Origin of the sequence: Pseudomonas sp. UW4, assembly GCF_000316175.1 — a bacterium.
Lineage (GTDB): Bacteria > Pseudomonadota > Gammaproteobacteria > Pseudomonadales > Pseudomonadaceae > Aquipseudomonas > Aquipseudomonas laurylsulfatiphila.
The window spans coordinates 5,488,204-5,515,175 of record NC_019670.1 but is presented as its reverse complement, the minus strand read 5'-3'; the positions used below and the strand labels follow the sequence as shown (position 1 = coordinate 5,515,175).

20 protein-coding genes are annotated in these 26,972 nt (G+C 61.0%); 7 read left to right on the top strand and 13 right to left on the bottom strand.

What is annotated here, in order from left to right:
* Positions 1 to 113 precede the first annotated feature (113 nt).
* The 4 genes from dxs to PPUTUW4_RS24435 form a co-directional block, all read right to left on the bottom strand.
* Complete coding sequence (gene dxs / locus PPUTUW4_RS24450) at positions 114 to 2,012, bottom strand: 1-deoxy-D-xylulose-5-phosphate synthase (protein ID WP_015097006.1); 1,899 nt, start codon at positions 2,010 to 2,012, stop codon at positions 114 to 116.
* A 91-nt stretch (positions 2,013 to 2,103) separates the two neighbouring features.
* Entirely contained in the window at positions 2,104 to 2,991 is an 888-nt protein-coding gene (gene ispA / locus PPUTUW4_RS24445; RefSeq protein ID WP_015097005.1) for a (2E,6E)-farnesyl diphosphate synthase, read from the bottom strand.
* The gene (locus PPUTUW4_RS24440) at positions 2,988 to 3,230 is read right to left on the bottom strand and encodes an exodeoxyribonuclease VII small subunit (RefSeq protein WP_007970180.1); all 243 of its coding nucleotides are present in this window, start codon (positions 3,228 to 3,230) and stop codon (positions 2,988 to 2,990) included. The genes ispA and PPUTUW4_RS24440 overlap by 4 nt, the downstream gene beginning before the upstream one ends.
* Positions 3,231 to 3,320: 90 nt before the next feature.
* Positions 3,321 to 4,472 carry a Fic family protein gene (locus tag PPUTUW4_RS24435; protein WP_015097004.1) on the bottom strand — a complete coding sequence of 384 codons (1,152 nt, stop codon included), beginning with the start codon at positions 4,470 to 4,472 and terminating at the stop codon, positions 3,321 to 3,323.
* A gap of 279 nt (positions 4,473 to 4,751) precedes the next feature.
* Here PPUTUW4_RS24435 and PPUTUW4_RS24430 point away from each other — a divergent pair, with 279 nt between their 5' ends.
* The 6 genes from PPUTUW4_RS24430 to PPUTUW4_RS24405 are packed head-to-tail and all read left to right on the top strand — an operon-like array spanning position 4,752 to position 14,922.
* Positions 4,752 to 5,543 (top strand): DUF2135 domain-containing protein, encoded by a 792-nt coding sequence (locus PPUTUW4_RS24430; RefSeq protein WP_015097003.1) that lies wholly within the window; start codon positions 4,752 to 4,754, stop codon positions 5,541 to 5,543.
* A gap of 38 nt (positions 5,544 to 5,581) precedes the next feature.
* Positions 5,582 to 7,294, top strand: a complete 1,713-nt coding sequence (locus tag PPUTUW4_RS24425) for a DUF2138 domain-containing protein (RefSeq protein WP_041474960.1) — start codon at positions 5,582 to 5,584, stop codon at positions 7,292 to 7,294.
* Entirely contained in the window at positions 7,291 to 7,929 is a 639-nt protein-coding gene (locus PPUTUW4_RS24420) for a DUF1175 family protein (RefSeq protein ID WP_015097001.1), read from the top strand. Before PPUTUW4_RS24425 ends, PPUTUW4_RS24420 begins: the two co-directional genes overlap by 4 nt.
* A complete protein-coding gene (locus PPUTUW4_RS24415; RefSeq protein WP_015097000.1) occupies positions 7,926 to 12,485 on the top strand; it encodes an alpha-2-macroglobulin in 4,560 nt (1,519 codons plus the stop codon). The genes PPUTUW4_RS24420 and PPUTUW4_RS24415 overlap by 4 nt, the downstream gene beginning before the upstream one ends.
* Before the next feature lies 1 nt (position 12,486).
* On the top strand, positions 12,487 to 14,106 hold the full coding sequence (locus PPUTUW4_RS24410) for a DUF2300 domain-containing protein (RefSeq protein ID WP_015096999.1): 1,620 nt from the start codon (positions 12,487 to 12,489) through the stop codon (positions 14,104 to 14,106).
* A gap of 3 nt (positions 14,107 to 14,109) precedes the next feature.
* A complete protein-coding gene (locus PPUTUW4_RS24405) occupies positions 14,110 to 14,922 on the top strand; it encodes a DUF2135 domain-containing protein (protein ID WP_015096998.1) in 813 nt (270 codons plus the stop codon).
* A 340-nt stretch (positions 14,923 to 15,262) separates the two neighbouring features.
* Here PPUTUW4_RS24405 and PPUTUW4_RS24400 read toward each other — a convergent pair whose 3' ends face one another.
* The 9 genes from PPUTUW4_RS24400 to PPUTUW4_RS24360 form a co-directional block, all read right to left on the bottom strand.
* Positions 15,263 to 16,009, bottom strand: coding sequence for a S24 family peptidase (locus PPUTUW4_RS24400; RefSeq protein WP_015096997.1), 747 nt, complete (start codon positions 16,007 to 16,009; stop codon positions 15,263 to 15,265).
* A gap of 229 nt (positions 16,010 to 16,238) precedes the next feature.
* The gene (gene ppa / locus PPUTUW4_RS24395) at positions 16,239 to 16,766 is read right to left on the bottom strand and encodes an inorganic diphosphatase (protein WP_007894323.1); all 528 of its coding nucleotides are present in this window, start codon (positions 16,764 to 16,766) and stop codon (positions 16,239 to 16,241) included.
* A gap of 113 nt (positions 16,767 to 16,879) precedes the next feature.
* Complete coding sequence (locus PPUTUW4_RS24390; protein ID WP_015096996.1) at positions 16,880 to 17,692, bottom strand: M90 family metallopeptidase; 813 nt, start codon at positions 17,690 to 17,692, stop codon at positions 16,880 to 16,882.
* 4 nt (positions 17,693 to 17,696) lie between these two features.
* Positions 17,697 to 18,353 (bottom strand): DedA family protein, encoded by a 657-nt coding sequence (locus PPUTUW4_RS24385; RefSeq protein ID WP_007970195.1) that lies wholly within the window; start codon positions 18,351 to 18,353, stop codon positions 17,697 to 17,699.
* 233 nt (positions 18,354 to 18,586) lie between these two features.
* Complete coding sequence (locus tag PPUTUW4_RS24380) at positions 18,587 to 19,048, bottom strand: GNAT family N-acetyltransferase (RefSeq protein ID WP_015096995.1); 462 nt, start codon at positions 19,046 to 19,048, stop codon at positions 18,587 to 18,589.
* A 114-nt stretch (positions 19,049 to 19,162) separates the two neighbouring features.
* Positions 19,163 to 19,987 (bottom strand): ethanolamine ammonia-lyase subunit EutC, encoded by an 825-nt coding sequence (eutC, locus tag PPUTUW4_RS24375; protein WP_015096994.1) that lies wholly within the window; start codon positions 19,985 to 19,987, stop codon positions 19,163 to 19,165.
* Positions 19,988 to 19,995: 8 nt separating this feature from the next.
* Positions 19,996 to 21,390, bottom strand: a complete 1,395-nt coding sequence (locus PPUTUW4_RS24370; protein WP_015096993.1) for an ethanolamine ammonia-lyase subunit EutB — start codon at positions 21,388 to 21,390, stop codon at positions 19,996 to 19,998.
* A 102-nt stretch (positions 21,391 to 21,492) separates the two neighbouring features.
* Complete coding sequence (gene eat / locus PPUTUW4_RS24365; RefSeq protein ID WP_015096992.1) at positions 21,493 to 22,866, bottom strand: ethanolamine permease; 1,374 nt, start codon at positions 22,864 to 22,866, stop codon at positions 21,493 to 21,495.
* 271 nt (positions 22,867 to 23,137) lie between these two features.
* Positions 23,138 to 24,658 carry an aldehyde dehydrogenase family protein gene (locus PPUTUW4_RS24360; protein ID WP_015096991.1) on the bottom strand — a complete coding sequence of 507 codons (1,521 nt, stop codon included), beginning with the start codon at positions 24,656 to 24,658 and terminating at the stop codon, positions 23,138 to 23,140.
* 324 nt (positions 24,659 to 24,982) lie between these two features.
* On the opposite strand from PPUTUW4_RS24360, the gene PPUTUW4_RS24355 reads away from it, so the two are divergent.
* A complete protein-coding gene (locus PPUTUW4_RS24355) occupies positions 24,983 to 26,899 on the top strand; it encodes a sigma-54-dependent Fis family transcriptional regulator (RefSeq protein WP_015096990.1) in 1,917 nt (638 codons plus the stop codon).
* Positions 26,900 to 26,972 lie beyond the last annotated feature (73 nt).

The window sequence follows — 26,972 nt, the reverse complement described above, 5'->3', positions numbered from 1 at the left end:
ACACAAATCAAATGTGGGAGCGGGCTTGCTCGCGAAGGCGTCGGTACAGCCAACATTGATGTTGGATATACCGGCCTCTTCGCGGGCAAGCCCGCTCCCACAGGGTTTTGCGTTTAGATGTTGAGCAGTTGCAGGCGCTCGCGGATCGATGCCTCGATCCCGGCTTCATTCAGCCCGCACTCGGCCAGCATTTGCGCAGGCTTGGCGTGCTCGACGTAGATGTCCGGCAAGCCCAGGTGCAGCATCGACTTGAGGATGTTTTCCCGGGCGAGGAACTCGCTGACCGCGCCACCGGCGCCGCCCATGACCGCGTTTTCTTCGACAGTGACCAGCAGCTCGTGACTGCCGGCGATTTCGCGAACCAGCGCTTCATCCAGCGGCTTGACGAAGCGCATGTCGACCACGGTCGCATCCAGCGTCTCGGCGACTTTCAGGGCTTCGGCCAGTTGCACGCCGAACACCAGCAGGGCGACTTTGCTGCCCTGGCGGCGGACGACGCCTTTGCCGATCTCGATCGGCTCGAGGTCTTTCTCGATGGTCGCGTTCGGGCCATTACCGCGTGGATAACGCACAGCCGCCGGGCCTTCGTACAGGTGACCGGTGGTGAGCATCTTGCGCAGCTCGTTTTCATCGCTCGGGGTCATCACCAGCATGCCGGGGATGCAGCGCAGGAACGACAAATCGAAGCTGCCAGCGTGGGTTGGACCGTCTTCGCCCACCAGGCCCGCGCGGTCGATGGCGAACAGCACGTCGAGATTCTGCACGGCGACGTCATGCACCAGCTGGTCGTAGCCGCGCTGCAGGAAGGTCGAATAGATGGCCACTACGGGTTTGGCGCCTTCGCAGGCCATGCCGGCCGCGAGGGTCACGGCGTGTTGCTCGGCAATCGCCACGTCGAAATAGCGCAGCGGGAAACGCTCGCTGAACGCGACCAGGTCCGAGCCTTCCTTCATCGCCGGGGTAATCCCGACCAGGCGCGGATCGGCAGCCGCCATGTCGCACAGCCATTCGCCGAACACACCTGAATATTTCGGCCCGCTGGCCTTTTTCGGCGCGGTGGCCGGGGCGTCCAGCGGTTCTAGTTTGGTGATGGCGTGGTAACCGATCGGGTCGACTTCCGCCGGGGCGAAACCTTTACCCTTCTTGGTGACGACGTGCAGGAACTGCGGACCTTTCAGGTCGCGCATGTTGCGCAGGGTGGCGATCAGGGTCGGCAGGTCGTGGCCATCGATCGGGCCGATGTAGTTCCAGCCCAGCTCTTCGAACAGCGTGCCGGGAACCAGCATGCCTTTGGCGTATTCTTCGGTGCGGCGAGCGATTTCCCAGGCACCGGGCAGGCGCGACAGCACTTTTTTGCTGCCTTCGCGCATGCTCGCATAGGTGCGGCTGGAAAGGATCTTCGCCAGATAGTTCGACAAGCCGCCGACGTTGCGCGAGATCGACATGTCGTTGTCGTTGAGGATCACCAGCATGTTGGCGTCAACTTCCGGCGCATGGTTCAGCGCTTCGAACGCCATGCCCGCGGTCAACGCGCCGTCGCCGATCACCGCGATAGCCTTGCGCTCGCTGTTCTGCAGACGGGCGGCAATCGCCATGCCCAGCGCGGCACTGATCGAGGTGCTGGAGTGGCCGACGCCAAAGGTGTCGTACTCGCTCTCGGAGCGGCGCGGGAAGGCAGCGACGCCGTCCTTCTGGCGCAGGGTGCCCATGCGCTCGCGACGACCGGTGAGGATCTTGTGTGGATAAGCCTGATGACCCACGTCCCACACCAGCCGGTCGTCCGGGGTGTCGAAGACGTAATGCAGCGCGATGGTCAGCTCGATCACGCCCAGGCCTGCACCGAAATGCCCACCGGTCTGGCCGACCGTGTAGAGCAATTCCAGGCGCAACTCATCGGCCAGGGTTTCCAGCTCGGCTTCGCCTAACCGGCGCAGGCCGTCCGGCGTGTTCGCGCGGTCGAGCAGGGGCGTGGTCGGGCGCTTGCGGGGAATCTCATGAAACGTCGTGGGCATCAGGCGAATCGTTATAGGTATAAAAGATGCGGCAGTTTACCTGATGCTTCGTCCCATGCCCACGCGTTGGTCTTTTTTGGCGAATTCGCCTTCAACTGCGGCGATCGACGATATACCGGGCCAGATCCCGCAACGGCTCGGCCGCCGCGTCAAACGGTCGCAGGGCGTGCAGGGCCTGGTCGCGCAACTCCAGGGCATAGGCCTTGGCGGCGTCGAGGCCGAGCAGGGCCGGGTAGGTCGGCTTGTCCCGGGCAATGTCCGCGCCCTGGCGTTTGCCGAGGGTGGCGGTATCGCTTTCGACGTCGAGAATGTCGTCCTGGACCTGGAATGCCAGGCCGATGGCCTGTGCATAAGTCTGCAGGGACTTGAGTTCGTCTTTCTCGGCACGACCGCTGGCCAGGGCGCCGAGTTTGACGCTGGCTTCGATCAGCGCACCGGTCTTGTGCCGGTGCATGTATTCCAGGGCTTTCTGGTCAAGCTTCAGGCCGACCGAACCGAGGTCGATGGCCTGACCGCCGACCATGCCTGCCGGGCCCGCCGCCAGTGCCAGGGCGCTGACCATTTGCAGGCGGATTTCGGCATCCGACGTGCTCAGACGCGGGTCTAGCAGGGCGCTGAAGGCCAGGCTCTGCAAGCCGTCGCCGGCGAGGATCGCACAGGCTTCATCGAATTTCTTGTGGGTGGTGGGCTGGCCGCGACGCAGGTCGTCATCGTCCATCGCCGGCAAATCGTCATGCACCAGTGAATAGGCGTGGATCAGCTCCACGGCACAGGCCGCGCCGTTGGCTTGCTCGGCCTTGCCGCCCAACGCTTCGCACGCGGCGTAGGCCAACAGTGGACGCACGCGTTTGCCGCCATTCATCACGCTGTAGCGCATGGCTTCGTACAGCCGCGCCAACTCGGGGCCTGGTGCCGTGAACAGGGTTTCCAGAGCCGCATTGACGCGGGCCTGGCTGGTGGCCGAGTACGCTGCAATCATTCTGGCTGATCCGCGTCGAAGGGTTCCTCGGCCAACTCGCCATCACGCTCGAGCAGTACCTGAACCTTTTGCTCGGCCTGGGCCAGCGCCGCCTGGCAATCGCGGGTCAGACCGATGCCTTGCTCGAAAGCGGCCAACGAGTCCTCCAGCGACAATTCGCCATTCTCCAGACGCTCCACCAGCGTTTGCAGGTCGGCGAGGGACTGTTCGAAATCCAGTGCAGCTTTTTTGCGGGCCATGGCGGCGATTTCCGGTTGACGTTAAACCGGCGCGACACTAGCAGATAGGGGGTTCAGGGGCAAATGAGCGGGGTGTTTGGTGCAAGGGTTTCAGCGCTCAGGATGCGCTTGGTCGGGATATTTGATCTGGTAGCGAGTACTGCGCCCGCCACCCGGCAGGCGTTGCAGGCAATCCTTATCCAGCAGTTCGGCCAGATGCCGGGTCGCGGTCGCTTTGGAGACTTTCGCAACGGCTTGATACTGCGCCGCACTGATCCCGCCTTCGAATCCGCGCTCCCCGCCGTCCAGCAAACGATTCAGTACTTTGGTCTGCTCGGTCGACAGCTCGGACTCCCGGTGCGCCTGCCAGAAGCGCGCTTTGCCCAGCACGGATTCGATCCGTGCCATGGCCTGTTGCAGGCTGCGCAATAGAGTTTGCAGGAACCATTCGAGCCAAACCGTAATGTCCATGTTGGATTTCTGGCAGGTTTCCAGCACCCGATAATAGCCGGATCGATCCTCGAGAATACTCGCCGACATGGCATAAAAACGGATCGCCTGAGCTTCGCCTTGAGCCAATGCAAGGTCGGTGATCGTCCTGGTCAGGCGACCGTTGCCGTTGTCAAACGGGTGGAGTGTGACAAACCAGATGTGTGCGATGCCAGCTCGAAGCAAAGGGTCGGGCCCGAACTGATTTCGGCTGGTTTCAAACCATTCGAGGAAGGCATTGAGTTGGCGCTCAAGGCCCAGGCGAGGCGGTGCTTCGAAGTGCACGGTCGGTCTGTCGAGACGACCGGAAACCACTTGCATTGGATCATCGCCGCGCAAAGCACCTACACGAATGCTTTGCGCGGCCAAGCCGATTTCCTGTTCCGGAAACAGCCACTCATGCCAATCCAGCAATCGTTCAAGTGTCAGCGGCTCGGCGAAATGCCGGGTAGCATCGAGTATTAATTGCGCGAGCCCTTCACTGCGCTTGCTGATGTTGTCGCCATCATTGAGCTCCAACCCCAATCGCCGCGCCAATGAAGAGCGAACTGAACCGACATTCAGCTGTTCTCCTTCAATAGCCGATGAGGTGACGATGTTTTGCAACAACGTATCCAGCTCACTTTGCGCGCTCAGCGAACTGCCCACGGAACTGGCCATGCCCATTAGCCGACCTTGTGCTTGAACGCACTCGCGTAACAAGGGCGCCAGTCGTTCGGCACTCCAGGTGAACCCCGGCCAATCAGGCTGCTGCCATATCCATTGAGGTGTCATGAACTTGATGCTCTATGTAGGGTTGAGCCGATTAGATGGGCTATTCGGCTCATATAGTGAGCCGAATATGGCGCGTATTCGGCTCACCGTCCACCCGTTATCGTGATTCCCACCGCAATTTCGGGGCCATCCGATTGTTAAAAAACACCCGAATGGCTAACCTTCGAGCCCTATACGACCTGGCAGTCACGGGGTCTTTCAGACGAAACGCAGTATTCCCATCTGTAACGCGCCCAGGATCAGGCGCAAGGTTTCGTCATGCATGGCAGGAGGCGTCGCATGCGCTTATTTCTTTTGCTGCTGATCGGGCTGTCTATCGCGCCCTCGATTCTGGCCGCGCCGAATGCCGGGTTGTCGGAACCGGTGGGCGGCTGGCGCTACAACGGTTTGCTGGATCGCACGGAAAACCCGCAAGTCGCCTATCCCACGCCGCCCATCGACCGGGGCGTGCAGCGCAATCGCACGATGATCGAAGGCCAACTCAAGGCCCTCGGCACTCAGCGTGGGCCGCACACGCTGGCGGTCAACGGCAATCCCCTGAATCTGTACACAGACGACCAGGGCCGTTTCGCCCGGCCCTATGCGTTCGGCGCCGGTTCCAACAGCGTCGAAGTGCGTAGCGTTGAAGGCCAGTCGCTCAAGCGCGTTCAATTCTATGAAGCCAACAACCTGCGCACCCCGGCGCGGATTCGTGTGGTGCTGGGCTGGGACGACCCGAAGGCCGAACTCGATTTGCACATCATTACCCCCGACGGCCAGCACGCTTTCTGGGCGCACTCGGCGCTGACCAATGGCGGCGGCCTCGACCCGGACGGTGTCGATGGGCCCGGCCCGGAAATGTTCACCATGACCGCGCCGCTGCACGGCACCTATCTGGTTTACGTGAACTATTGGGGCAACTTCGGCAGCGAAGGCTATAACTTCGATGAGACCGGCAACCAGAACGAGGTGATCACCTCGCAGATCAACCTGGTGCTCAACGAAAACACCGTCGATGAAAAGCGCGAGACCTTCATCGTGCCCCTGCGCGCAATCGGCGACCTGTTGCTGGTCAAGACTTTCAACTATTAGGCATCCCGCTCCACGGATGAACATCGGGTTTTGTGAACATGAGTGATAGCACTGTTACTCCGGCCGCCAGCGCACCCGCGGCCAAACCTTCCCTGCATTGGCCGACGCTGCTGATCGGCATATGCCTGGTCGCTGGCGTAGCCGGTGGGTTGGGATGGCTCATGCACAAACCCAAGGCGCCGGCGCCTGCGTTGGCCAGTGACAAACTGGGTATGGGTCGCCCGGATGGTTTGCTGGAAACCCATTCCTTGAGCCAATTGCCCAAAGACCTGCTCGCGGTGCCCTTCCTCAAGGAAACCCTGACCGAAGATTTCGTCTTCTACTACGAAACCCACGCCGATCGCCTCGGCCTGATCGGCAGTCTGCGGCGGATCATCTACGAGCATGACCTGAAGTTGCAGGACACCCTGATCGAGCAACTGTTCGATCAGCCTGCCGACGTAGCGTTGTGGCGCGGGGCGGACGGGCGGCTCAAGGATTTCCTGCTGGTGATGGATCGCGGCGGCCTGGCCAAGGTGCTGGAACCTATGGCCAAAGTCGCGCTGGACGACTCGCAGCTGAGCAAGGTCGCTGACGTGAAGGTCGGCAATGAAGACGTGCCGCTCTATCAGCTCAGTTACAACGCCAGCAAGGCGCTGTTGTTCGCGTCCCATGGCGACAAACTGGTGGTGCTGTCCAATCCGGCGAAACTCTACGATCCGCAAAGCGGTGCAACAGAGGAACCGGGCAGCGTATCGACCACGGCGGTTGCCGCGCTGCTCAATGGTGAAAAACTGTTTCCCGAAGCCTTCGGTCTGCCGCCTCGTGCGCCGCAGGTGAAACAACGCCTGTCGGTGAATGCCAGCGTGCTGGCCATGGGTTACCAGCGTTTCATTCCGAACTTCGCCGGCCTGCGTTTCGACATGGACGACAAGGGCTGGCACAGCTTCCTGGCCATGGATGAACTGGAGAATCAGCCGGATTTCGATTTCAAACCGATCTGGCAAGCCATGCCCATGGGGGCCAGCGCTTGCGTGGCGTTGCCGCTGGCTGCCGAACAACAGCAACCGCTGCTGGTGAAACTCGGTGCCGAGGAGAAGGTGGCCCAGGCACTGACCGAACACATGGCTGGTGCGGCGGGGCTGTGCTGGTATGCCGATTCGCGGTTGTACACGCCCTTGCTGGTGGCCAGCCTCAATGATGACGAAGGCGGCAAACTCGATGGGGATCTGGGCAAGCTGTTCGGCTCGATGGTCGGTGCGCACGAGAGCAATGTCGAGGACGGTGCCTTCCCGGTGGTGGAAAAACAGGAAGGCCAGAGCCATCAATGGCAACGTCAGGTCAGCTCCAGTTTCGGTCCCTATTCGGCCAAGGAAGCTCAAGATCCCGATGCCATCACCGGCAAGGCGTTCATGAAAGTCAGCCTGGCGCGGCATGGTTCTACGTTGCTGTTTTCCCTCGACGACAAGCTGGTGGACAAGGCCCTCGGCACCCTCGACAAACGCTTCCCGCCGATGGCCGACGTTGTGCCCAAGGATTTGCTGATGCCAGTCTATTTCGGTCCCGATTCCATGGCGCAACTGATGCAGCAGGAAACCCTCGACAGCCTGCCCCAGGACATGGAACCGGTGTTCTACAACGCCGCGCAAACCTTCCTGATTCCGAAACTGCGCACGCTCGGTGGCTATGGCAAATACGCTCTGACCTTACCTGAAGGCAGCGAGCCAGACGGCCACTGGCAGTGGCTGCCGCTGGAGTGGAAAGCGCTGTGACGGCATTGATCCGCAGTCTCGGTCTGCTGGCGTTGTTGCTGAGCGCAGGTGCCCGCGCTGTCGAGACACCATCGCTCGATCCGCAGCAATCCCAGGTGTTTCGTGCCTGGTTCGTGCGCATCGCCCAGGAGCAACTGAGCCAGGGCCCGAGCCCTCGCTGGTATCAGCAGGATTGCGCCGGGCTGGTGCGCTTCGCCGCCAATGAAGCGCTGAAAGTCCATGACGACAAATGGCTGCGCAGCAATGGCCTGTCCAATCGCTACCTGCCGCCGGAGCTGCAATTGAGCGACGCCCAGCGCCGTCTCGCCCAGCAATGGCAGCAGGGCGGCGGCAAGGTCGGGCCGTACGTCAACGCGATCAAATTGATCCAGTTCAACAGCCATCTGGTCAGCCGTGATGTGTCACAGGCACGCCCTGGCGACCTGATGTTTTTCGATCAGGGCGACGACCAGCACCTGATGATCTGGATGGGCCGCTACATCGCCTATCACACCGGCACCACCACACCCACCGACAACGGCATGCGTTCGGCAAGCCTGCAGCAACTCATGACATGGAAGGACACCCGATGGATACCCGACGCAGCCAACCCCAACTTCATCGGCGTCTATCGACTGAATTTTCTCTCCCAATGACCGGTGCCCGCATGCTGCGTTTTCTGTCCCTGATGTTGATGTGGGTGCTGCCACTCTCGGTGGTTAACGCCGATGACTCGGTCCCGGCCAGCGGCTATGCGCCTGTAGCCGGCGAGAGTTTTTTCCTGCTGGCCGACAGCAGTTTCGCCAGCGATGAGCCGGCGATGGTGCGCCTTGAAGCGCCGGGTCGCGACTATCGCCGGTTTCGCATGGAACCCTATGGCGGCGCGGACATTCGGGTGTATCGCATCGACAAGCCGCTGGACTTCCTCAAGCGCCAGAAGAATCTGCATCGGGTGGTCAGCGATGGCCAGTTCAAGGGTGAAGGTCTGTCCAACACCCTTGCGTACCTGTGGGACAACTGGTATCGCAAATCCCGCCGGGTGATGCAGCGGGCGTTTTCCTACGAGTCGCGTAAACAAGTCACCGAGGAAGTGCCGGAACTGAAGATGGGCAATGCGATGGCCACGCCAACGCCCTACGATGCACAGCCGCAATTCGCGTTGATACCGGGTTTGCCGGTGGTCAGCCAGTTCCGTTATCCGTTGTGGCAGGCCAAGCCGATCCAGCCACCGGCGGGGGTGAATCTGGCCGGGTCTTCCAGCGAGTTCGTCAGTGTCGCGCCGGGCAATGTGTACATCCCGCTGGGCACTCTCAAACCGGGTCTTTATCTGGTGGAAGCGCTGATCGGCAAGTACCGCGCGACCACCATGGTGTTCGTCTCCAACACCGTGGCGGTGAGCAAGATTGCCGGTGACGAATTGCTGGTGTGGGCCGCGCGCAAACACGAAGGCAGCTCGGTGCCGAAGGTCAATGTGCTGTGGACCGACGGCCTGGGTGTGATGAGCAGCGGCGCCACGGATAGCGACGGCTTGCTGCGCCTGAAACACGTCAGCCCCGAGCGCTCCTTCGTGATCGGTGAAGACGAAGAGGGCGGGGTGTTCGTCTCCGAGAACTTCTATTACGACAGCGAAATCTACGACACCAAACTCTATGCCTTCACCGACCGGCCGCTGTATCGGCCGGGGGATTGGGTGTCGCTGAAAATCGTCGGACGTGAATTCAAGAGCGCGCGGGACTCGGTGCAGCCAAGCGCTGCCGACGTCAATGTGAGCGTGCTCGATGCCACCGGCACGGCGCTGCAATCCCTCGATCTGAAGCTCGACTCCAGGGCCGGCACCCAGGGCCGCTTCCAGTTGCCGGACAATGCCGTGGCCGGTGGTTATGAACTGCGTTTCAGCTACAAGGACCAGACCTACAGCAGCGCCTTCCGCGTCGCTGAATACATCAAGCCGCACTTCGAGATTTCGCTCAATCTGGCCAAGCAGGATTACCGCACCGGCGAGCCGGTCAAGGGCAACCTGGTGCTGCTGTACCCGGACGGTAAACCGGTGGCCAATGCGAAATTGAGCCTGAGCCTGCGCGCCCAACAGCTGTCGATGGTCGACAACGAACTGCAATACCTCGGGCAATTTCCGGTGGAGCTGACCAGTACCGAACTGAGCACCGACGCCAAGGGTAATGCAACGCTCGACCTGCCCGCCGCCGACAAGCCGAGTCGCTACATGCTGACCGTATTCGCCAGCGACGGCGCGGCGTATCGGGTCAAGACCACCAAGGAAATCCTCATCGACCGTGGCGCGGCGAACTTCCGCTTGAGCGCGCCCCGACGCTTCAGCGCGGTGGGCGACAAGGTTGCGTTCAGCTACACCCGCGAAGGCGAGCAGGCGCAAGCCGTTACACCGGGCAGCTACGGCTGGGTACGTCTGGAAGACCAGAGCACCGGTGAAGGAAAACTCGCGGCAACCGACAAAGGTTTCACCCTGGCCTTTGACCGTCCGGGCACCTACAACCTGACACTCAAGGATGACCACGGTCGCGTGGTCGGCGCCACCGGGCATTCGGTCACCGGCGAAGGTGTCAAGGCCGTACCCGGTACCGTGGAAATCGTCCTCGACAAGCCCGAGTACATCACCGGCGATGAAGCGCTGGCGCTGATCACTTTTCCGGAACCGGTCAACGATGCCTTGTTGTCGCTGGAGCGGGACAAGGTCGAGGCGACCGCGCTGCTGTCCAAAGGCGGTGACTGGCTGAAGACGGAAAAGCTCAGCGATACCCAATACCGCGCGCGCATCCCGGTGAAGGACGGCTTCGCGCCGAACCTGACCTTCTCGGTGCTGTACACCAAGGGCGGGCAGTACAGTTTCCAGAACGCCGGCATCAAGGTAGTAACGCCACAGATCGACGTGGCCATCGCCACCGATAAAGATACCTATCAGCCGGGCGAAACCGTTTCGGTGGACCTGACGACTCAATTTGCCGGTAAGCCGATCCCGGCGCACCTGACAGTCAGCGTGGTCGATGAAATGGTCTACGCGCTGCAACCGGAAGTGGCGCCGAGCATCGACCAGTTCTTCTATCACCCGCGGCGGAACAACGTGCGCACCAGCGCCAGTTTGTCGTTCATCAGTTATGACGTCGCCTTGCCGGGCAGCCCCGGTGCACCGGGCAAAGCCAATCGCAGTGAGCGCGGCGTGAAGGTGCTGGAGCGGCCGCGTCGCGAGGACGTCGACACGGCAGCGTGGCAGCCAGAATTGCTGACCGACGCCAACGGCAAAACCCGCTTCACCTTCAAGATGCCCGACTCACTGACCCGCTGGCGCATCACCGCCAGGGCCATCGCCGATGACGGTCAGGTCGGGCAGAAGAAGCAATTCGTACGCTCGGAAAAACCGCTGTACCTGAAGTGGAGCGGGCCGAGTCGATTCCGTACCGGCGACAAACCGGACCTCGGAGTGTTCGCCTTCAGTCAGGCCGAGAAACCGCTCAAGGCGGAACTGGTGACCCGTTACGCCGGCAACGAACAGCGCGTACCTGTCACCCTGAACAGCGGCATCAACTACATCCCGTTGCCGGCGTTTGAACTGGCCAATGGCGAGTGGAGCGCCGAGTTGGTGCAGGACGGCAAAACCGCTGACGCGTTGACGGTGCACCTGAGCGCGACCGGTGAAGGCTGGCGGGTGACGCAATCCCAGAGTCTCGATGTGAGCAGCGGCGATACACCGCTGACTCTGCCGGCAGACGCGACCGATATTCGCCTGCGCCTGGATGACAGTCCGCAAGCGTTGTTCCGTTCGGCCCTCGACGACCTGTTGAGCTACCCCTACGGTGGCGTCGAGCAGACCGCCAGTCGCCTGTTGCCGTTGAGCATTGCCTACCCGACGCTGGCGGCGAATCCGCAGATCCGCGATCGCTTGCGCCTGATCATGCAAAACAGTCGCCTGCGCCTGGTACAAATGGCCGGTCCTTCGGCGAGCTTCACCTGGTGGGGCATGGACGGCGAGCCGGACGCGTTCCTCACCGCCTACGCCTATTACGCCGACTGGCACGCCAGTCGGGTGCTGGACCTGAGCCTGCCGCCGGAACACTGGCAGCGGGTGCTGGAGGTCTACGCCAAACAGGCGAACAACTCGCCGCTGTTGCAGCGGGCGCTGATCCTGTCGTTCGCCAAACAGATGCAGTTGCCGGTCAATACCTTGCTCAGTGGCTTGATGGATGATCTGGCGAAAGCGGGCGAGGGCAGTGCCGCGAATTTGATGGAAGACGGTGAAGACAGCCTCGTCATGAGCGATCCTGACTCAGCCCTGGGGCTGGCTGCCGCGAGAGTGCTGACGGCCGCGCTGGCCAGGCAGGCGAAGGTCGTTTTGCCGGATGCGTTCAACCGGCAACTGGCCGACGCGCAGCAACGTCTGGCGGCCAGTTCCCAGCCGTTTGCCGAAGCGCTGAACCTGTCGCTGCAACCCTTCGATCAGGCTCACGCACAGGCGTTGCTGCAACGCCTGTTGCCGCAGCAATCGACCCTGGAACGGGCATTGGCGCTCACCTGGCTGCAACGTAGCATCGAGCAGGCATCGCCCACCATTGCATTGGCCCCGGGTGAAGGCTGGAAGAAACGGTACGGGGTTTCTGGTGAGATGTATTGGACGTGGCAGGGGACCGCGCCAGTGCCGGCGGTATTGACGCTGACCGGGGTTCAGGAGCGTCCGCTGCGCGCTGCATTAAGCTATCGCAGCCAGCAGCCGGCAGTCGATCCGATGGCCGTGACCATCACCCGTCGCCTGTCGCGGCTGGTGCCCGGGGATGAAGCGTTTACCTTCAAACTCGAAGCGGTCGGCAACGCACCGCTGTCCAGCGACAACCTCTATCTCGATGAAGTGATCATCACCAGCAAAGCTGCCAGACCGCTGCGCTACGGCCTGCTGGAAGTGCCGCTGCCACCGGGCGCCGATGTCGAGCGCACGACCTGGGGCATCAAGCTCATGGGCAAGGCTGGCAGCGAACCGACATCGCTGGAGAAGGCGCGCTTCGAGCCGGGGCAAATGGCTTATGCCGTTCCGGTCGATGCCTTGAGTGGCGAATTGCGCCTGCGGCATTTGGTGCGTTTCTCGCAGAAGGGGCAGTTCAACTTGCCGCCGGTGCGATTCACCCAGGTGTATGCGCCGCAGCATCAGGCGATGGAACAAAAGGCAGCCCTTGGCCAGGTCACGGTTCACTGACGTGCACAGGCTGCTGATGGGTGGATTGCTGTGTTTGATCACTGCGCTGGCGACAGCACAGGACCAACCGCTGCGCCTGGCCTTCAAGGGCGATTTACTGTCGTTGAGCCGAGCTCAGGTGATCGCCCGCGAGCCACTGCCGCAGACCTTGCAGACGCCACTGGGCAGTGTGTGGAAGTTGTTCGTCTACGCCTGGCTGGTCGATACCGGTGCGCGTGAGCCGGCTTACGAATGTCGCGGCCAGTCGAAGGAAGAAGTCTATTGCTGCACGGCGGGCGGCAGGATCGAGCGCGATCAGGCGTTGGTGAAATCATGCGGTCTGTATTTCGAACCCGCGCGGCTGGGCATCCGCGAGGCCGACTGGCGAGCCTATTGGCAGGCACGGCAGGCACCGCCATGGTTGCTGGATTTGCCTTCGCTGCAAGCGGCTACCCGGGTTTCGGTGGTGGAACTGTTGAAGGTGTTGGCCGTGCTGCCGGCGCAGGATCAAGCCCGACGTGTGTTGCTCGATGTGGTGCTCAATGCCGCTGATGGCCATGTCGTCGGCGAACTTGGCAGCCGTCTACGTGTGAAGACCTGGAGCTGGTTGGCGGATAAGGATGCCACGTCACGCCAGGGTGGGTTTGCCGGCTGGACGGCGGATGGTGTACCGGTCTGGGCCGGGGGGCGGGGCACCAGTCAGCGGGTTCTGCGCGATTACGCCCAGGCGTTGTCTACGGTGATACCTATTTCCTGGCCTGCGGATGCAGGGAAGTGTGTAGAAGTTGAGCTGTTCTCCCGCTATCCACTTCGGCGCGTGCTGTCAGAGGGCCGTGTGGTGTCCTCCGGGGTGTTACAGGGTGAATACCGCGTCGAATTCGCCAACGGCAATGCGCTGGATATCCACAGTGACGGCGAACTCTTTCTGCTGAACGACAAGCTCGTCGCCCGGCTGGATCGCGAAGAGTACGTTGCCCGTGTGCTCCAGCGCGAAGCCACTGCCGAGCCGGTCGAGGCCGCCAAAGCCCTCGCGGTGGTCATCCGCACGTACCTGCTGCAAAACGCCACGCGCAGTGGCGATTGCCTGAGCATCGACGACAGCAGCAGTCGTCAGCGGGTCGCGCCGCGTCCGGCATCGTCCGAGTCACGCGATATCGCCGCATGGACCAGCGACCTGGTCCTGGCCGGCAGCACCGTCACCTATCATTCCGATCAACCCGGCCCGGACAAACTGTCCTGGCAGCAAGCCGTCGAACAGGCCCGTGCCGGCCAGCGCTACGACGCCATCCTGCTGCACGCCTACCCACGCGCCAGTCTCAGTCGCTGGGACAACCCGGTCGCGTCCTGCGAAGCATTGCCTGCCGCGCAAGACTGGCTACAGAAACAGTGGCGCGGCTGGCGTGCGCGGTTGGAAGGCGAGGTCGGCTACAACGAAGTCAGTACCTTCGCCGTATGCCGCCTGGCCTTCGGACGCCCCTATGTCGACCGCGAACGCCAGCGTATCTACGTGCGTGGCGTGCTGACGCTGCAAGACCGCCTCGATCTGACCCACGAATACCTGCACCTGGCCTTCGAGGCACACCCCAACGGCCAGGATGAAACCTACATCGAAGGGCTCGCCCGCCACCTCTTGCTGGAATAGGCCATGAAACTCCGTTATCCACAGGTCTTGCTGTGTCTCTGCTCGCTGCTGGCGTTGCCATCAGTGATGGCGGCAGACAGCGTCAAACTCGACACCCCCGCAGGCGGCTGGCGCACCGGCGCGCCCGAGGGCGAGGGAGAAAGCTTCCGGCAGGTCGTCAACTACCCGGCCTCGTCGGTCAACACCCCGGCAGGGCAGGCCAACACCGCACGCATCAGCGGCCAGATCAAAGCCACAGCGAAATCCACAGAGCCCGGCCGACTGATCGTCAACGGGGTGAGCATGCCGCTGAAAATCGACCCGGCCGGCCGCTTCGATCGCCCGTTCTCATTCCCCAACGGCAGCAACAGCGTCGAAGTTCGCAACCCCGATGGCCAGCAACGTTACCGCACGCAATTCCTCAACAGCAGCGGCGGTGCGACCCCGGCCAAGTTGCGTGTGTTACTGGCATGGGACAGCGACAACACCGACCTCGACCTGCACCTCATCACCCCCGACGGCGCGCACATCTGGTACGGCGACCGCATCGTCCCCAACGGCGCAGTGCTCGACGTCGACGTCACGACCGGCTACGGCCCGGAAATCTTCGCCATGCCCGCGCCGATCAAGGGCCAGTATCTGGTGTATGTGAACTACTTCGGTGGCGGCTACAGCAGTGATGAACAGGGGCAGGAAGACGCGGTGCAAGCGCTGACCACCGCGCAGGTGACGGTGATTACCGAGGAAGGAACGCCGAGTGAAAAGATGGAGACGTTCCTGGTGCCGATGCGGGCGGTGGGGGAGTTGACGTTGGTGAAAGCGTTTAGCTATCCGTGAGGGGGGATAGTAATAGCAGTGCTGCTACAAATTCATGTGCTGAGCAGGTCACTTTCTTTCAGGCATTAAAAAGCCGGCTTGTGGCCGGCTTCTCGGGGACTGGCTTGGATCATTTTTGGTAAACCGCGCCAGCCTTCAAAACGTACACCCGGATCTTGCGTCCGGCTGTGGGACCTGGTGAGAAAGTCATCTGTCAGGTCAGCGCATCTGAGCCGCAGGGCGGGTCGATGCGCAAATGTGGGGCGCAGCATACGCAGGTTTGGCGCAAATTCCCAGCGGGAAGTGCCGTGCAGAGCTGTTCGGCCACCTGGGTGGATGGCCGATGGGCGTTGTGGCGCGTTTAAAGAAAGGGCACGGCCGGCCGCCGTTTGTTCAGGGTCGACCACCAGAACACCCAACCCAGTACCCTGATGTTCTGCTCCTCGATTTGTGCCGCCCGGAAGATTTCATCCGGGTACTCGGCGCGGTTGTGGCTGCGCAGTCGCAGGGAGTTGCCCGGTAGTCGGTGCAGGTACTTGATGCGCAGCATGCCGTCATGTTCGATGGCGTAAATCTCGCCATCGACAATCTGGGTCAGGCCACGGTCAATCGCCAGGGTTGAACCGTCTTCAATTTTTTCCCCCATGCTGTTGCCGCTCATGAAGGCGCAGATGGCGTCGGCGTGGTTGATTTCCAGTGAATCGAGATGGCTGCGGGGCAGGCGGATGGATGTCTCGGGATCTTCTATGACGTGGGTTTTGTTGGATCCCGGGGCGATGACAGCTTCTTTGTAGAAAGGCAGTTCGACGTCGACTGGCTCGATGACCGTATAGATACCGCGGATGGTCTGGGCGTCGAAGGTGTTGCCGGACTCCTCGATCAGACGCAGGTGCCGGGCGTCTTTCGAGCCTTCGCCGGTTTTCAGCCATTCGCTGCTGACGGAGAGTTTTCGGGCGACTTCTTCCATGCAATGGGCAGGCACGCCGCGGGTGTACCAGTTATGTACATTTTGCGGAGCCGTACCCAGAAAGTCGGCAAATCCGGTGGTCGTGATGTTCGCTGCTTCGAGGAGCGCTTTAAAGCGTGGGCCGCTAGTGTTCTTTTTCATGAACGCGAGTCTACTGGCGGCTGGTAGGGGTTTGAATAAACGCCTCGTTCAAATTTCGTGGGTAATTTACGACCGGATGTAAGACGTTCTTGAGGAATTTTAAACAGGCAAAAACCAAGGCCGGACAAGGCTAAACGTCCTGTTTAAAGCCCTTATCAAGTGCCCACAAAAAACCCCGGATATACCGGGGTTTTTCTTGCAGTCTGTCGCTGGAAGCTCGCGGCTTCTCTTAACCTTTATAGGCTGCAACCGACTTGGTGATCGCGTCGCGGGCGGCGTCTGCACCGGCCCAGCCTTCGATCTTCACCCATTTGCCTTTTTCGAGATCTTTGTAGTTCGCGAAGAAGTGCTCGATCTGCTGGATCAGCAGTGCTGGCAGGTCGGTGTATTCCTTGACGTCGACGTACAGCTGGGACAGCTTGTCGTGCGGAACTGCGATGACTTTGGCATCGCCGCCGCCGTCGTCGGTCATGTTCAGGATGCCGACCGGGCGAGCGCGGATCACCGAACCAGGAGCAACCGGGTAAGGGGTCACGACCAGCACGTCGAGGGGATCACCGTCGTCAGCCAGGGTGTTCGGGATGTAACCGTAGTTGGCCGGGTAGAACATTGGGGTGGCCATGAAACGGTCAACGAACAGGCAATCGCTGTCTTTGTCGATTTCGTACTTGATCGGCGCGTGGTTGGCCGGAATCTCGATCGCGACGTAGATGTCGTTCGGCAGGTCTTTGCCAGCCGGAATCTTGCTGTAGCTCATTGGGCGTTGCCCCCGTTAGTTGACCAGAAACACTTGGCCGGATTGACCAAAAAGTGGCGGCGATTATAGGCATATTCCTGTGTCGACGCCATGTACCAGAAGTCGTATGGCGCTCACTGGTGTGCCTGATAGACAGGGTCATGCGCCTGAAGTTGCTTCAACCTCGCCAGCGGGTCCTGGCGATAGAACAGCTTCAGCTGCTGGTACACCCGTGGATAAGCCTCGTGCAGCAAATCCGGGGCGCTGAAGAAGTATTCGCTGGTGACGGCGAAGAACTCGGCAGGGTTTTCGGCGGCGTACGGGTCGATGGCGGTTTCAGCGTCGGGATTGCGTTCCAGTTGCCGATCAAGGTCGTCGTAGGCCTCTTGCATGACCTTGGCCCAGTCGCTGACCCGCATGTCGGGATGCAATGGCGGCAGGCCGTTGGCGTCACCGTTGAGCATGTCGAGTTTGTGCGCCAGTTCGTGGATCACCAGGTTGTAGCCTTCCCAGCCTCCGCTGGCCATGACGCCGGGCCAGGCGAGGATGATCGGGCCTTGCTGCCAGGCTTCACCGCTGTGCTCACCGTCCCATTCATGCTCGACGCCGCTGGCGTCGCGATGGCGTTGGGGGCTGAGGAAGTCATCGGGGTAGAGAATGATTTCGTGGAAGCCCTGATACCAGTTCAGGTCACCGAGGTGAAGCAGCGGCAGTTGCGCCTGGGCAGCGAGCAGCAAGCGTTGCTCCTGATGCAGTTCGACGCCGGGCAGGGCGCTCAGGTGCTTGTCTTCGAGGAACAGTACGCAGGCTTCGCGCAGCCATTGGTCTTCGGCGGCACTGATGCCATCGAGAAAGCTCAGGTGATGGCGCACCCGTTGCCACATGTCATCGGCAATCGGGTGCCTGGCCAGGGTGCGTCGGCGACGCCAGGCGCTCAGGGACCACATCGTGTCAGCGCGATTCGGCTTTGGAGCTCGAGCCGGCAAGGCGGCTACGCACCATGCCGATGATCATCGGCACCAGCGACAACAGGATGATGCCCACAATCAGCAGCGACAGGTTTTTCTTGATGAACGGTACGTTGCCGAAGAAATAACCGAGGGTCACCAGGCCACCGACCCACAGGATGGTGCCCAGCACGCTGAAGGCGAAGAAGCGCGGATAGGGCATTTTCCCCACACCGGCGACGAAGGGGGCAAAGGTACGGATGATGGGCAGGAAGCGCGCCAGGGTCACGGTTTTGCCGCCATGCTTGTCGTAGAAGTCGTGGGTTTGTTGCAGGTAGTCGCGGCGGAAGATTTTCGAGTTCGGATTGCTGAACAGTTTTTCACCCGCCGTTCGTCCGATGATGTAGTTGGTGCTGTCGCCCAGAATCGCCGCCAGCATCAGCAGGCCGCCGAGCAGTACCGGATCCATGCCGCCACCGGCCGCCACGGCGCCGGCGATGAACAGCAGGGAGTCGCCCGGCAGGAAGGGCATGACCACCAGGCCGGTTTCACAAAAGATCACCAGGAACAGAATGGCGTAGATCCATGCCCCGTAGTTGGCTACAAGCATGTCGAGGTAGACGTCGAGATGCAGGACAATGTCGATCGGGTTGAAATCCATGGATAGCACCTGTGGTATTGGCCCGACTCTACAGGCCTGTGCGGATGACTTCGCGTAAGACTACGGATAGGGGTAGTTTTTCTTACAAGCCGGGAATATCGGAATTATACGAGGCGACTGGTGAAAATCGCGTCGAGATTGTACCGGGGAATGTCATGACAGGGCTGATATTTGATAACGAACGGGGGGAGCGAGCCTGCTCGCGATGCCATCGCGAGCAGGGTGCAGGTGATTCAGAGTTCGTCGCTGATCGGCAGCACATAGTTCTTGAATTCGGTGTCTACCTTGAATCCGATGGACTCGTAGGTTTTCTGCGCGATTTCGTTGTTGCTGCTGGTGGAAACGCGCATGCGTACGGCATTGGTTTCCTTGGCCATTTTTTTTGCGGTACGGATCAGGTTGTCGGCCACCAACTGGCGGCGGGCGTCCTCGGCGACATAAATATCGTTGAGGATCCACACGCGTTTGAGTGACAGCGAGGAGAAGCTCGGATAAAGCTGACAGAAGCCCATCAGCTTGTTGCTGTCGTCATCGGACAGCGCCAGGTAGATCACTGACTCCTTGCGACGCAGGCGTTTTTCGAGGAACGCCCGGGACGAGTCCGGATACGGCAGGGAGCCATAAAACTCGCGATATTTGACGAACAACGGGGTCAGCAGGTCCAGGTGTTCGAGGGTCGCTTGAATAATCCGCATGGTAGGTCTCGTCTTCAAGTGGCTGTCTTACGTCTCTGACGGCGATGGGAAACCCTTGGCGGCCGTGCCACGATCCTGCCTTAAACTGGTACGAATGTGCAATGCGGAAGCGGTTCAGGCATTCGGCGGCCCAAGCAGGAAATTATCTTTCATGTCGGCTCCCGCGTCCGACTCCAGGGTCTGAACCTGTGCTTCATCCTTCAGATTGACCCCTGACAACTGCCGTCGGCAGGCTTCGCGCATCAAATACAGCAAACGGTGTGCCGCCATGCCATAACTCAGGCCTTCGAGCCGCACGTTGGAGATGCAATTACGGTAGGCATCGGTAAGGCCGACCTTGGGATTGTAGGTGAAATATAATCCCAGGCTGTCCGGAGAGCTGAGGCCAGGGCGTTCGCCGATGAGGATGACGGTCATTTTCGCACCCAGTAACTCACCGATTTCGTCAGCGACCGCCACGCGCCCCTGTTCGACCAATATCACCGGCGCAACAGTCCAGCCTTCGGCTGCAATCTGTTCTTCGAGGCGTGCCAGAAAGGGCAGGGTGTGGCGATGAACGGCCAGTGCCGACAGGCCGTCGGCGATCACAATCACCAGATCGATCCCGCCAGGATGCGCCGCAGCGTAATCACGCAGGGTCTTTGCCGACGCGTCACTCAGCTTTCGTCCCAGGTCCGGGCGTTGCAGGTAACTGTTGCGGTCGATCGCTGCACTGTGCAGCAAAAGGCTTTGGTGTCCGCGTTCGGCCAGTTGTGAGTTGAGTGTCGCGTGATCGAACGGCAAGTGCACCGCATCCCGTGCCTGAGCGTGAGCGTACTGGAAGTCCAGTTGCGCGCGGGTGGGAATGCTGGTGCCGGTTCGGCCCAGGGCAATTCGCGCCGGTGTCAGGCGTCGCAGTTCCAGCCATGGGTTGTGGGGATCGAAGGGTAGTTTATCCATGTCATTACTCATCCCAATTGCGCCAAGGCCTGCCGAAAGGCCGGCGGCAGGCTGTCACCGAAGAGAATCCTGCCGTCCGATTGAGTGAAGATGCCCATTTTCGCCAGCCACTGCTCGAATTCCGGCGCGGGCTTCAACCCCAGGGTCTGCCTGGCGTAGAGCGCATCGTGGAACGAGGTGGTCTGGTAGTTGAGCATGATGTCGTCGGAACCCGGGATACCCATGATGAAGTTGATCCCGGCGACACCCAGCAGGGTCAGCAGGGTGTCCATATCGTCCTGGTCGGCTTCGGCGTGGTTGGTGTAGCAGATGTCGCACCCCATGGGCACACCGAGCAATTTGCCGCAGAAGTGGTCCTCCAGGCCGGCGCGGATGATCTGTTTGCCGTTGTACAGGTATTCCGGGCCGATAAAGCCGACAACGGTGTTGACCAGAAACGGGTTGAAGTGACGCGCGACGGCATAGGCGCGGGTTTCGCAGGTTTGTTGATCGACGCCATGGTGAGCATTGGCCGACAGCGCGCTGCCCTGGCCGGTTTCGAAATACATCAGGTTCTGGCCCAGGGTGCCGCGATTCAGGCTCAATCCGGCGTCATAGCCTTCTTTCAACACATTCAGGTTGATGCCAAAACTGGCATTGGCCGCTTCGGTGCCAGCGATCGACTGGAACACCAGGTCCAACGGGATGCCGCGATTGACCGCTTCGATCGACGTGGTGACATGGGTCAGCACACAAGCCTGGGTCGGGATTTCGTAGCGCTGGATGATTGCGTCGAGCATTTCCAGCATCGCGCAAATCGAGGCGATGCTGTCGGTGGCCGGGTTGATGCCGATCATCGCGTCGCCATTGCCGTGCAGCAGGCCGTCGAGAATGCTCGCGGCGATGCCGGCCGGTTCGTCGGTGGGGTGGTTCGGTTGCAGTCGCGTGGACAGGCGTCCGCGCAGACCCAGGGTGCCGCGAAACTGCGTGACCACGCGGATTTTTTGTGCCACCAGCACCAGATCCTGCACACGCATGATCTTTGATACGGCGGCGGCCATTTCCGGCGTCAGGCCGGGTGCCAGGGCGCGCAGGACCTGTTCATCGGCGGCATCACTGAGCAGCCAGTCGCGAAAACCGCCGACGGTGAGGTGGCTGACGACCGCGAAGGCCTTTTTGTCGTGGGTGTCGATGATCAGGCGCGTCACTTCATCGGACTCGTAGGGAATCAGTGCTTCCTGCAGAAAGTGGCTTAGCGGAGTGTCGGCCAAAGCCATCTGCGCGGCCACCCGCTCGCCATCGTTGAGCGCGGCGACGCCGGCCAGAAAGTCTCCGGAGCGGGCCGGGCTGGCCTTGGCCATCACGTCCTTGAGGCTGTCGAAGCGGTAAGTCTGGGCGCCGACGGTATGGGCGAATGTGGCCATGGGGCGGTGTCCTCCAATAATTACTGCAATCTGCTCTTTCTGTGGGAGCTGCGTGCACTTCAATCATGCAGGCGCCGGGCAGCGGGCCCGGCACCGGTGCATCTAGATACCTTCGAGCATAGCGTCCGCCGGTGCTTCGGAGCGCTGCCGGGCGGTCAACTGGAAGTACAGGTAACCGGCGATCATGAACCCGAGGAAGATCAGGCCGATCAAGGTGTTGAACCACGCCATCGCCACCAGGCACACCACTGCCAGGAACAGCGCGATCCCCGGTACGATCGGATAGCCTGGCGCACGGAAGGTGCGTTCCAGGTTCGGCTCGGTTTTACGCAGTCTGAACAGGCTCAGCATACTGATGATGTACATCACGATGGCGCCGAATACCGACATGGTGATCATCGCCGCCGTCAGGGTCATGCCTTGCAGATTGACCAGGCCATCGCTGTAGATGGCCGCAATGCCGATCACGCCACCGGCCAGAATGGCCCGGTGCGGCGTCTGGAAGCGCGAGAGTTTGGCCAGGCCTTTGGGCAAGTAGCCGGCGCGAGCCAGGGCGAAGAACTGGCGTGAATAGCCAAGAATGATCCCGTGGAAACTCGCCACCAGGCCGAACAGCCCGATCCACACCAACATGTGCATCCAGGTCGAATTATTGCCAACCACGGCCTTCATTGCCTGGGGCAGCGGATCGTTGATGTTCGACAGTTGGCGCCAGTCGCCGACGCCGCCCGCCATCACCATCACACCAATGGCCAGGAACACCAGGGTCAGAATGCCGCTGACGTAGGCCCTGGGGATGGTGCGTTTCGGGTCCTTGGCTTCCTCGGCGGCCATGGCTGCGCCTTCGATAGCGAGAAAGAACCAGATCGCGAAGGGAATGGCGGCGAAGATGCCAGGAATCGAGCCCATCGTGAACTCATTGGCACCCGACCAGCCGTTCAGTACGAAATTGCTGAAACTGAAGCCCGGGGCGACCACGCCCATGAACACCAGCAATTCAGCGACGGCCAGCACGGTGACCACAAGTTCGAAGGTGGCCGCGATGCTGACGCCGAGGATATTGAGGCCCATGAACACGAAATAGGCGCCAACGGCGGCGATCTTCGGGTCCAGTTCCGGGTATTGCACGTTGAGGTAGGCACCGATGGCCATGGCGATGGCCGGTGGGGCAAAGACGAACTCGATCAGGGTAGCGATGCCGGCGATCAACCCGCCTTTTTCACCAAAGGCCCGGCGACTATAGGCAAATGGCCCGCCGGCGTGGGGAATCGCCGTCGTCAGTTCGGTGAAGCTGAAAATGAAGCAGGTGTACATCGTCGCCACCATCAATGCGGTGACGAGAAAACCCAGGGTGCCTGCGGTGCCCCAGCCGTAACTCCAGCCGAAGTACTCGCCGGAAATCACCAGGCCGACGGCAATGCCCCATAGATGCAGGGTGCCGAGTGTGGGTTTGAGCTGTGTGGAAGAAGTAGTCATAAGTCCTCTCTATTTTTTATTGTTCGATCTTTTGGACTTTCGGGTGTAACGGGTTGGGTGAAACGCTGAATTACGGGTACGCAAGGCCCGTGCCAGAGCGGCCAGGCTTTGTGTGTTGGGTCATCACGGACGCCTTCGCGAGCAAGCCCGCTCCCACATTGGACTTGTGTCGGTTACCTGATGCGGGTTTACACAAAACCCCTGTGGGAGCGGGCTTGCTCGCGAAAGCGGTGGAAAGGGCGCCACAAAAACACCTGTAGCGCCCCGGTTTTTAGAAGAAGCCCAACGGATTGATGTCGTAGCTCACCAGCAGGTTTTTGGTCTGCTGATAGTGGTCAAGCATCATCTTGTGGGTTTCACGGCCGACGCCGGACTTCTTGTAACCGCCGAACGCGGCGTGCGCCGGGTACAGGTGATAGCAGTTGGTCCACACACGACCGGCCTTGATGGCGCGACCCATGCGGTAGGCGCGGTTGATGTCGCGGGTCCAGAGGCCGGCACCGAGGCCGAACTCGGTATCGTTGGCGATGGCCAGGGCTTCGGCTTCGTCCTTGAAGGTGGTGATGCTCACCACCGGGCCGAAGATTTCTTCCTGGAACACACGCATCTTGTTGGTGCCCTTGAGCAGCGTCGGCTGGATGTAATACCCGCTCGCCAGGTTGCCCTCGAGTTTTTCCACCTTGCCGCCGGTCAGCAACTCGGCACCTTCGCCCTTGGCGATTTCCAGGTACGAAAGGATCTTGTCGAACTGCTGCTCGGACGCCTGGGCGCCGACCATGGTCTCGGTGTCCAGCGGGTCGCCGCGTTTGATTTGCAGGACCTTCTTCATCACGACGGCCATGAACTCGTCGTAGATCGACTCTTGCACCAGAGCGCGGGAAGGGCAGGTGCAGACTTCGCCCTGGTTGAAGAATGCCAGCACCAGGCCTTCAGCGGCTTTCTCGATGAAGGACGGTTCGGCCTTCATGATGTCTTCGAAGAAGATGTTCGGCGATTTGCCGCCCAGCTCCACGGTGGACGGAATGATGTTTTCCGCCGCGCATTTCATGATGTGCGAACCGACCGGGGTCGAGCCGGTGAAGGCGATCTTGGCGATGCGTTTGCTGGTGGCCAGGGCTTCGCCGGCTTCTTTGCCGAAGCCTTGCACGATGTTCAGCACGCCCGGTGGCAGCAAGTCGCCGATCAGTTCGACCAGTACGGTGATGCCCAGCGGGGTTTGCTCGGCGGGTTTGAGTACCACGCAGTTGCCAGCAGCCAGCGCCGGGGCGAGTTTCCACGCGGCCATCAGGATCGGGAAGTTCCACGGGATGATCTGGCCGACCACGCCGAGGGGTTCATGGATGTGATAGGCCACGGTGTTGCCGTCGATTTCGGCAGCGCTGCCTTCCTGGGCGCGGATGCAGCCGGCGAAGTAGCGGAAATGGTCGGCGGCCAGCGGGATGTCGGCGTTGAGGGTTTCGCGCACGGCCTTGCCGTTGTCCCAGGATTCGGTGATTGCCAGCAGTTCCAGGTTCTGTTCGATGCGGTCGGCGATTTTCAGCAGCACCAACGAGCGCGCCTGGGCGGACGTGGCACCCCAGGCATCGGCGGCGGCGTGGGCAGCATCCAGGGCCTTGTCGATGTCTTCGGCCGTGGAGCGGGGGAATTCGGCAATCGGTTGGCCATTCACTGGCGAGGTATTGGTGAAGTACTGACCTTTGACAGGCGCGACGAACTCGCCGCCGATGTAGTTACCGTATTTGGCTTTGAACGAAACGATAGCGCCTTCAGTACCGGGGTGAGCGTAACGCATGGTGGTCTCTCCTTGCTTTTGTGCTTATAGGGAGTCGCGCATGTGCGCTTGCTATAAGCGTAGAGCAAGGGGCGGGCCAGTGCGTTGCAGCTCAGGCAAATCAAGGCCTTGCGCGTTTTTTGTCGGACGGATGGAGTGCGGCTGTGACGCTTTCGGTACAGCTGGAGTGACACTTTGTACCGATTCTGACACGACCTGTGACCGAGCGGTCTTGCCAGCATTGCAATGCAGGCCCGGCTGGAGGATGCTCGGGCAATCACAAGGACTGACGCGGCAGCTCCTACAGGGAGCGTGTACACCTTTCGGGGGGGAGAATAATAAGAAATGCACGACAACCATTTGAGTCGCCATGCACAACAAGTTCTGACCGTTACTCAGGGCAAGGCCCACCTGCATGGCCCTGGCAGTGATCCGTCCATCGCCCGCTCCTGGTTGCGCTGCCTTGAGGACTATCACCTCGACCCGGCGCTGAGCATCGCACCGACGGTGCTGGAACACGGTCGTGTCCTTGAAAGTCGAGAACGCTTGCAGCAAGTGCTGCACATCGCTGGCAATGAAATGACCAGCCTGCACCAGCAACTCTCCGGTGCCGGCCATGCAGTGCTGCTGACCGACGCCCGCGGCGTGATCCTCAATTGCGTCACCGCGCCTGCCGAACGACAGATTTTCGAGCGTGCCGGGCTCTGGCTCGGCGCTGACTGGAGCGAGGCCTGCGAAGGCACAAACGGTATCGGCACCTGCCTGGTGGAGCGTCAGTCGCTGACCATCCATCAGGACGAACACTTTCGCGGCCGCCACACCGGCCTGACCTGCTCGGCGAGCCCGGTCTTCGATCCCCATGGCGAATTGCTGGCGGTGCTCGACGTGTCGTCGGCGCGCCGCGATGTGTCGCGGCAAAGTCAGTTCCACACCATGGCGCTGGTCAATCTGTCGGCGAAGATGATCGAGAGCTGCTACTTCCTGCGCTGCTTCGACAACCAATGGCTGCTGCGTTTTCACTTGCAGGCCGAGTCCGTCGGTTTGTTCAGCGAAGGTCTGCTGGCGTTCGACGGAGAAGGGCGCATCTGCGCAGTCAATCAGAGTGCCCTGAACCTGCTGGGACATATCCGCGGCGGCTTGCTGGGTAAACCGGTGGAGGCGTTTTTCGATTGCTCGCTCGATGAGTTGCTGGGGCGGGCGAGTATCAGTGCCGCAGCCAGTTGGCCATTGCGTACCCGTGATGGTCGCAAGCTGTTCGCGGTATTGCGCGGCGCGGCGCGGCGGTCGCTGCCGATTCCAATGGAGCCTGCTCCCAAGGCTGCACCGGCACCGCGCCTGTCCGGCATTTGCCTGGATGATGTGACCTTGCAGGCGGACTTTCGCAAGGCCTTGCGCGTCTACGAGCGCGACGTGCCGTTGCTGATCAACGGCGAAACCGGGTCCGGCAAGGAGGCCTTCGCCAAAGCGCTGCACCACGCCAGCCAGCGGACGGAAAAAGCCTTCGTCGCCCTCAATTGCGCGGCCATTCCCGAGAGTCTGATCGAAAGCGAGCTGTTCGGTTACCGTGGCGGCAGCTTCACCGGTGCACGCAAGGAAGGTATGCGCGGCAAGTTGCAACAGGCCGACGGCGGGACCTTGTTCCTCGATGAAATCGGTGACATGCCACTGGCCCTGCAGACGCGATTGCTCAGGGTGCTGGAGGACCGGCAGGTGGTGCCGATCGGTGGCGAGCCGGAAGCGGTAAACGTGCGGATTATCAGTGCCACCCACCGTAATTTGCTGGATCGCGTGCAGGACGGCAGCTTCCGCGAGGATTTGTATTACCGCCTCAACGGACTGGAAGTCGCGCTGCCGGCTTTGCGTGATCGCAGTGATAAATCGCAGTTGCTCGACTTTTTACTGGCCGAAGAGGCGCACGCAGAAGCGGTGTTGATTGACGGGCCGGCACGCGAGGCTTTGTTGGGATTTGCCTGGCCGGGCAACGTACGCCAGCTGAGAAATGTGCTGCGTACGCTGGCAGCCCTGTGTGAGGACGGACGGATCGGTCTGGAAGATTTGCCGGCCATGATTCGTTCGGCCAGGCCGGCGATGGCGCAGGCTGTCGAGGAGCCATCGGAGCATCCGCTGGAGGATGCCGAGCGGCTGGCGTTACTCAGTGCGCTGGAGCAGACGCGCTGGCATATGACGCATACGGCGCAGCAGTTGGGGGTCAGTCGAAATACCCTCTACCGGAAGCTGCGTAAACACGGTATCGCCCGGTAAACCGTGTCGCGGCCATTCGCGAGCAAGCCCGCTCCCACAGGGTCTATGGGGTCTTTGTGGGAGCGAGCCTGCT